The sequence below is a fragment of the Streptomyces mayteni genome (genome assembly GCF_054783955.1).
Genome location: NZ_BAAGPR010000206.1, coordinates 1 through 5995, shown reverse-complemented (window position 1 = coordinate 5995; position 5995 = coordinate 1). Strand labels below are relative to the sequence as shown.

At 72.6% G+C, this 5995-nt stretch carries 6 protein-coding genes; 1 reads left to right on the top strand and 5 read right to left on the bottom strand.

All coding sequences use genetic code 11. From position 1 onward, the window contains the following. Positions 1–140 precede the first annotated feature (140 nt). Positions 141–629 carry a GNAT family N-acetyltransferase gene (locus tag ACYVPE_RS38905; protein ID WP_461038572.1) on the top strand — a complete coding sequence of 163 codons (489 nt, stop codon included), beginning with the start codon at positions 141–143 and terminating at the stop codon, positions 627–629. Here the strand turns inward: ACYVPE_RS38905 and ACYVPE_RS38900 are convergent. From ACYVPE_RS38900 to ACYVPE_RS38880, 5 genes are all read right to left on the bottom strand, one after another. Next, positions 610–1023 (bottom strand): VOC family protein, encoded by a 414-nt coding sequence (locus ACYVPE_RS38900; RefSeq protein ID WP_461038571.1) that lies wholly within the window; start codon positions 1021–1023, stop codon positions 610–612. The genes ACYVPE_RS38905 and ACYVPE_RS38900 overlap by 20 nt on opposite strands. A gap of 10 nt (positions 1024–1033) precedes the next feature. Then, on the bottom strand, positions 1034–1453 hold the full coding sequence (locus tag ACYVPE_RS38895) for a helix-turn-helix domain-containing protein (protein ID WP_461038570.1): 420 nt from the start codon (positions 1451–1453) through the stop codon (positions 1034–1036). A gap of 53 nt (positions 1454–1506) precedes the next feature. Then, on the bottom strand, positions 1507–2736 hold the full coding sequence (locus tag ACYVPE_RS38890; protein WP_461038569.1) for a type VI secretion protein: 1230 nt from the start codon (positions 2734–2736) through the stop codon (positions 1507–1509). Between the two features lie 62 nt (positions 2737–2798). Further along, positions 2799–4202 carry an ATP-binding protein gene (locus tag ACYVPE_RS38885; RefSeq protein ID WP_461038568.1) on the bottom strand — a complete coding sequence of 468 codons (1404 nt, stop codon included), beginning with the start codon at positions 4200–4202 and terminating at the stop codon, positions 2799–2801. Positions 4203–4272: 70 nt separating this feature from the next. Further along, positions 4273–5826 (bottom strand): SCO6880 family protein, encoded by a 1554-nt coding sequence (locus ACYVPE_RS38880; protein WP_461038567.1) that lies wholly within the window; start codon positions 5824–5826, stop codon positions 4273–4275. Positions 5827–5995: the final 169 nt, after the last annotated feature.

Genomic DNA, 5995 nt, shown 5'->3' with positions numbered 1-5995 from the left:
GCGCCGATGGTACTGCATGGGGGACCGTGTGGGAGAGTAGGTCGCCGCCGGACAATTTTTATACGAGTAGGGCCCGTTGGGAAACCAACGGGCCCTACTTGTGTTGCGGGGTGGGCGGCTTCGGTGGAAGCATCGGCCGCATGGTGTACACCATCCGGCGGTCGAGCCGTGCGGACTGGCGGGAGTTCAGGAACCTGCGGCTGGCAGCCCTGAGCGACCCCGTCGCGCCGGTGGCGTTCTTCGAGCCCTACGAGGAGGCGCTACAGCTGACCCAGGGCGAGTGGGAACGACGAGCCGCCGGGCGCGGCACCGTGGTGTTCGTCGGCGAACTCGAGGACGGCGCCTGGGCCGGCATGGTCGGCGTGTGCCGGGAGGAGCGGTGGGCCCAGGTGGTGGGCGTGTATCTGCTGCCCGAGCACCGCGGCACCGGCCTGGCCGCCCGACTGATGGGGGCGGCCATCGACTGGGCCGGCGACCGGGAGGTGCGGCTCCGCGTCCACGAGGCCAACGCCCGCGCCGCCCGCTTCTACACCTCGCTCGGCTTCCGGCCCACCGGCGTCAGGGACTCCGACCCCGACGACCTGTCGTACGGCGCCTACGAGATGGTGCTCAGGCCCGGTCCTGGCTGATCCGGATCAGGTTGCCCGACGGGTCGCGGAAGGCGCAGTCCCGCACCCCGTACGGCTGGTCGAGCGGCTCCTGCACCACCTCGGCGCCCGCGGCACGCACCCGCGCGAATGTCGCGTCGCAGTCGTCCGTCGCGAAGTTGACGCCGCCCAGTACCCCCTTGGCCATCAGCTCGCCCATCACCTGCTTGTCGCCGGCCGACGCGTCCGGGTTGGCCACCGGCGGCTGCAGCACGATGTTCACGCCGGGCTGCGCCGGGGAGCCGACCACCACCCAGCGCATGCCCTCGGCGGAGACGTCGGAACGCACCTCGAGCCCAAGTGCCTGGTGGTAGAAGGCGATCGCCCGGTCGTGGTCGTCGATGGGCAGAAAGCAGTGGGAGAGCGTCAGATCCATGCGTCGCACGCTACGTGCCGGCGGACGGGGAGGCTTCTCCATCCCTGACCGGGCGGCTGAAGATCTTGACGAAGCACGCCGGAATGGCCGCATCGACGTCGTGGTGGCGGGCCCGGTAGGCGCTGGGGCTCTCGCCGACCAGCTCGGTGAAGCGGGAGCTGAACGAACCCAGCGAGGAACAGCCGACCTCGAAGCAGACCTCGGTGACGGAGAGATCGCCCCGGCGCAGCAGAGCCTTGGCCCGCTCGATGCGGCGGGTCATCAGGTAGCCGTACGGGGTTTCGCCGTAGGCGGCGCGGAAGCTGCGGGAGAAGTGCCCGGGCGACATCAGGGCGACCCTGGCCAGGGCGGCGACGTCGAGGGGCCTGGCGTAGTGCCGGTCCATGAGGTCGCGGGCCCGGCGCAGCCTCACCAGGTCCTGGGTATCCATCGTGCCTCGTGGTTCACGCTGCCCAGTGTGCCATCCGGCACCGACAGGGGGGATCAGCCGCCTTCGACGACGGTGAGGGTGCCGGGGTGGGCGGAGGTCAGCTCGTCGACCAGGGCGGAGCGCAGCGCGGCCGTCTCCCGCTGGTCGCCGACGACGTAGAGAGTGGCGCCCTCGCCCGCCAGGTTGTCGAGGGCCAGGTTGTCGACGCGGCCCGGCGTGCAGGACTGGCGGATGTGCAGCTGGTCGAGGCCGCCGAGGGCGCGGCCGATGAGTTCGAGGGCGGCGTCGCGCCGGCCGGGGTGGGCGGTGAGGGCGCTCTCCAGCTCCATCGAGGCACCGCCAGCGGCGCGCGGGTGGGTGCGGAGGATCTTGCCGGGGGTGCCGGCGGAGCGGCCCTGGGACCAGCGGTGCACCTGCTGGATGGGCTCGCCGGCCAGGGCGGCGGCGTGCAGGTGGCAGCGGAGCACCGTCTCGGCGGTCTCCGCGTCCAGCCGGAAGACGGGTTCGGCGGGGCGGACCGGCGCGAGGAGGGCGGCGGCGCGGCGGCGGGCGAGTGGCATGTCCTCGCAGCCGCGCTGGGGCGCCCAGCGGAGGCGGTTGGAGCTGTCGGTGGCGTGCCCGGGATCGTAGACGTGGACGGGGCCCTGCTTGCCGCGTTGGCGGGCCGTCCTGGCAAGGAGCCGGCCGTCGGGGTCGACGACGATCAGCCCGCCGGCCGCCCGGAGCACGGCGGCGGCCGGCTCCGCCCCCCGGTCGGGGGTGGCGGCCGGCACCGGCACCGCGGGCGACGGTGGCGCGGCCTCCACGGCGGGCGCCACCGGCCCGGGGCCCGGCGCCGGCGTCGGCACGGGGGCGGGAACCAGGTCCTGGGCGGGCGACGGCTCGGGCGCCGCGGCCTTCGGCTCCGGCGCGTGACCGTCACGGCCGTGGGCGCGGCGGCGGGCCCTGCGGTGCGCGACGCGGACGGAGATCCACAGGGCTGTGGAGAACAGCACGACGAGCTGGCCGAGGAACGTCAGCCACAGCACGCCGGGGCTCGGCAGGGCACTCGGGTCCGCGGCCGGCCAGGCGCCGGCGACGTCGCGCGGGGCCACCAGGAGGGTGCGGACGGCGCCCGAGGTGCGGAGGAAGGTGACGCCGTCCGGCCAGGCGCCGTGCCGCAGCAGGCCGCCGAGGCCGGTGGCCGACCACACCAGGGTGGTGAAGCCGAGTGCCAGGCCGAGGGCGCCGAGCAGCAGCCCGTCGGGGACGCCGCCGCGGCGGCCCGCCGCGTTGTCGCTCATGATTCGTCGCTCATGCTGTGTCGCTCATGCTGTGTCGCTCATGATGGGGGTGCCTCCGGCGGCTAGCCGACGCCCTGTCGCTTCTCGAAGGACATCACGCGGGCCTCGGTCTCGGCCTCGTAGGGATCGTCGATCAGGGCCTCGTCGGCCAGCATGACCTCGGAGGACTCGGTCATCGCGCGGTCGGTGAAGACGAGCGGGCGCTCGGCCTCGGTGACCAGGTGCTTGACGACCTGCACGTTGCCGTTGACGTCCCACACGGCCATGCCGGGGGTGAGGGTGGGGATGATCTCGACGGCCCAGCGTGGCAGGCCGAGCACCTGCCCGGTGGCGCGGGCCTCGTCGGACTTCTGGGCGTAGATCGTGCGGGTGGAGGCCATCTTGAGGATGGCCGCGGCCTCCTTGGCGGCGGCGCCGTCGACCACGTCGGAGAGGTGGTGGACGACCGCGACGAAGGAGAGGCCGAGCCGGCGGCCGAACTTCAGGAGCCGCTGGAAGAGCTGGGCGACCGACGGCGAGTTGATGATGTGCCAGGCCTCCTCGACCAGGAAGATGCGCTTCTTCCGGTCGGGCCTTATCCAGGTGTGTTCGAGCCAGACGCCGACGATCGCCATCAGGATGGGCATGGCGATCGAGTTGCGGTCGATGTGGGAGAGGTCGAAGACGATCAGCGGGGCGTCGAGGTCGATGCCGACGGTGGTGGGGCCGTCGAACATGCCGCGCAGGTCGCCGTCGACCAGCCGGTCGAGGACCAGCGCCACGTCGAGGCCCCAGGCGCGGACGTCCTCCAGGGCGACGTTCATCGCGTCGGCGGCCTCGGGCCGCGGGTGGCGCAGGAGTTCGACGATGTCGGTGAGGATCGGCTGCCGGTCGGTGATGGCCTGGTTGACGTGGGCGTGGGCGACCTTGAGGGCGAAGCCGGAGCGCTCGTCGAGGGAGCGGCCGAGGGCGACCTCGATGATGGTGCGGAGCAGCGCCAGCTGCCCGGTGGTGGTGATGGACGGGTCGAGCGGGTTGAGCCGCACGTTCCCGTCGGTGGCCATCGAGTCGAGGCGGATGGGCGTGATGCCCAACTCCTCGGCGATCAGGTTCCATTCGCCGACGCCGTCCTCGCCCTGGGCGTCGAGGACGACGATCTGCCGGTCGCGGAAGCGGAGTTGGCGCAGGACGTAGGTCTTCTCCAGCGCCGACTTGCCGTTGCCGGACTCGCCGAGCACCAGCCAGTGCGGGGCGGGGAGTTGCTGGCCGTAGAGCTGGAAGGGGTCGTAGATGTAGCCCTTGCCCGAGTAGACCTCGCGGCCGATGATGACGCCCGAGTCGCCGAGGCCGGGGGCGGCGGTGGGCAGGTAGACGGCCTGGGCCTGGCCCGTCGAGGTGCGGACGGGGAGCCTGGTGGTCTCGATGCGGCCGTACAGGAGGCTGGTGAACGCCTCGGTGATGACGTTCAGCGGATCGCGGGGCGGCATGGCGGCACCTCTTTCACGGTCCACTCCTTCGGGGGCCACAGCACGGGGGGCGTCGGCACCGGGGTGTGCGTCATCGCTTGATTCCGGTGGCGAAGGGGAGGGTGTTGACGAAGGCGCGGTGGTGCTCGCGGTCGCACCACTCCAGCTTCAGGTAGGACTTGCCAGCGGAGGCGCGGATGGTGCGCTTGTCCCTCGCCAGGGCCTCGGGGGTGGGCGAGGAGACGGTGAGGTAGCCGACGATGTTGACGCCGGCGGCGCCGGAGGCGAGGTCGTCGCCGCGCTGGTCGACGCGGCCGTGGGCGGCGACGTCGCGGGGGTCGACGGTGCGGTTCATCTTGGCGGCGCGGGACGCCTCGGCCTCGTCGTTGGTCTTCTCGGTGAGCATCCGCTCGATGGCGATCTCGGTGGGTTCGAGGTCCATGCAGACGGCGACGGTGCGGATGACGTCGGGGGTGTGGACGAGCAGCGGGGCGAGGAAGTTGACGCCGACCGGGGTCATCGGCCACTCCTTGACCCAGGCGGTGGCGTGGCACCAGGGCTCGCGGGTGTCGGACTCGCGGGTCTTGGCCTGGAGGTAGGTGGGCTCGCGGGCGTCGAGCTCGGCCGGCCAGGCGTTGCGCTTGGACATGGCCTGGATGTGGTCGATGGGGTGGTCCGGGTCGTACATGGAGTGGATCAGGGAGGCGAGCCGGGCCTCGCCGAGGGGCTGGCGGACGCGGATGTCGGCCTCGGTCAGGCGGGCGCAGATGTCGGCGAGTTCGCGGGCCATGACGATGGCGAGCGCCTCGTCCTGCGACATCCGGCGGCGGTTGCCCGTGGTGCGGGCGGCGCGGGCGATGGACTGGGCCTCGTTGCTGAGGTCGCGCGAGTGGTGCATGCAGGCGACCAGGTAGGCGCGGTGCTGCTCGCTGGAGGTGGAGACCATCGACTGGAGCTGGTCGTAGGAGTTCTGGATCCAGCCGGGTGCCTCGCCGTCGCCGCGCTCGCGGACGTCGTTGGCGTGGGCGTCGGGGTCGGCGGGGAGGGTGCGGGCCAGCATCTGGAGCCGGGTGACGTGGCCGTCGCCGTTGGCCACGTGCTTGAGGAGGGTGCCGAACCGCTCGACCAGGGCCTCCTGGTCCTCGCTGTCGCGCAGGCCGACGCCCGGGCCCTCGATCTCGATGGCGGCGGTGAGGGTGCGGCGGTCGGTGTGGAGGAGGACGGCGAGTTCGTCGGGGCCGAAGGCGGTGGGGCGCCACTCGACGCGGCCGACGCCGGGGGGCGCGCCGACGGCGACCTCGCGGCCGCCGAGGGCGATGCCGGCCTCGGGGGCGTCCGAGCGGTAGGTGGCGCCGCGTCGCTGGGTGCGGCGGAAGGAACGGTTGATCTCGAACCACCGGTAGAATGTGCGGCCGTTGTACGGGAGGTAGACGGCGGCGAGGGCGATCATGGGGAAGCCGACCAGGCCGACGATGCGGATGGTCAGGGTCGGGATGAGGATGCCGCTCATCATGCCGAGGAAGGCGCCGGCGACGATGAAGCCGATCTCGCCGGCCTCGCGGTTCCGGCCGATGATGGCCTGTGGTCTGGCCCGGCCGATGAGATAGGTGCGGCGCCTGGTGAGGGTGTGCGGCGGGCTGGTCACCGGCTACCTCCTCGGTTGTCGGGGCCAGGGTTTCCGGCGCGTCCGGTGTTCGTTCCCGTCGATGATGAACCCGACTGGCCGGTACGGGAACCGTGGGCCGCGACACCGCCGGCGACCGGGTTGCCCTGGCGGGCCCCCGCGCCGCCGACCGCGGCCGCGCCGGCGGCTA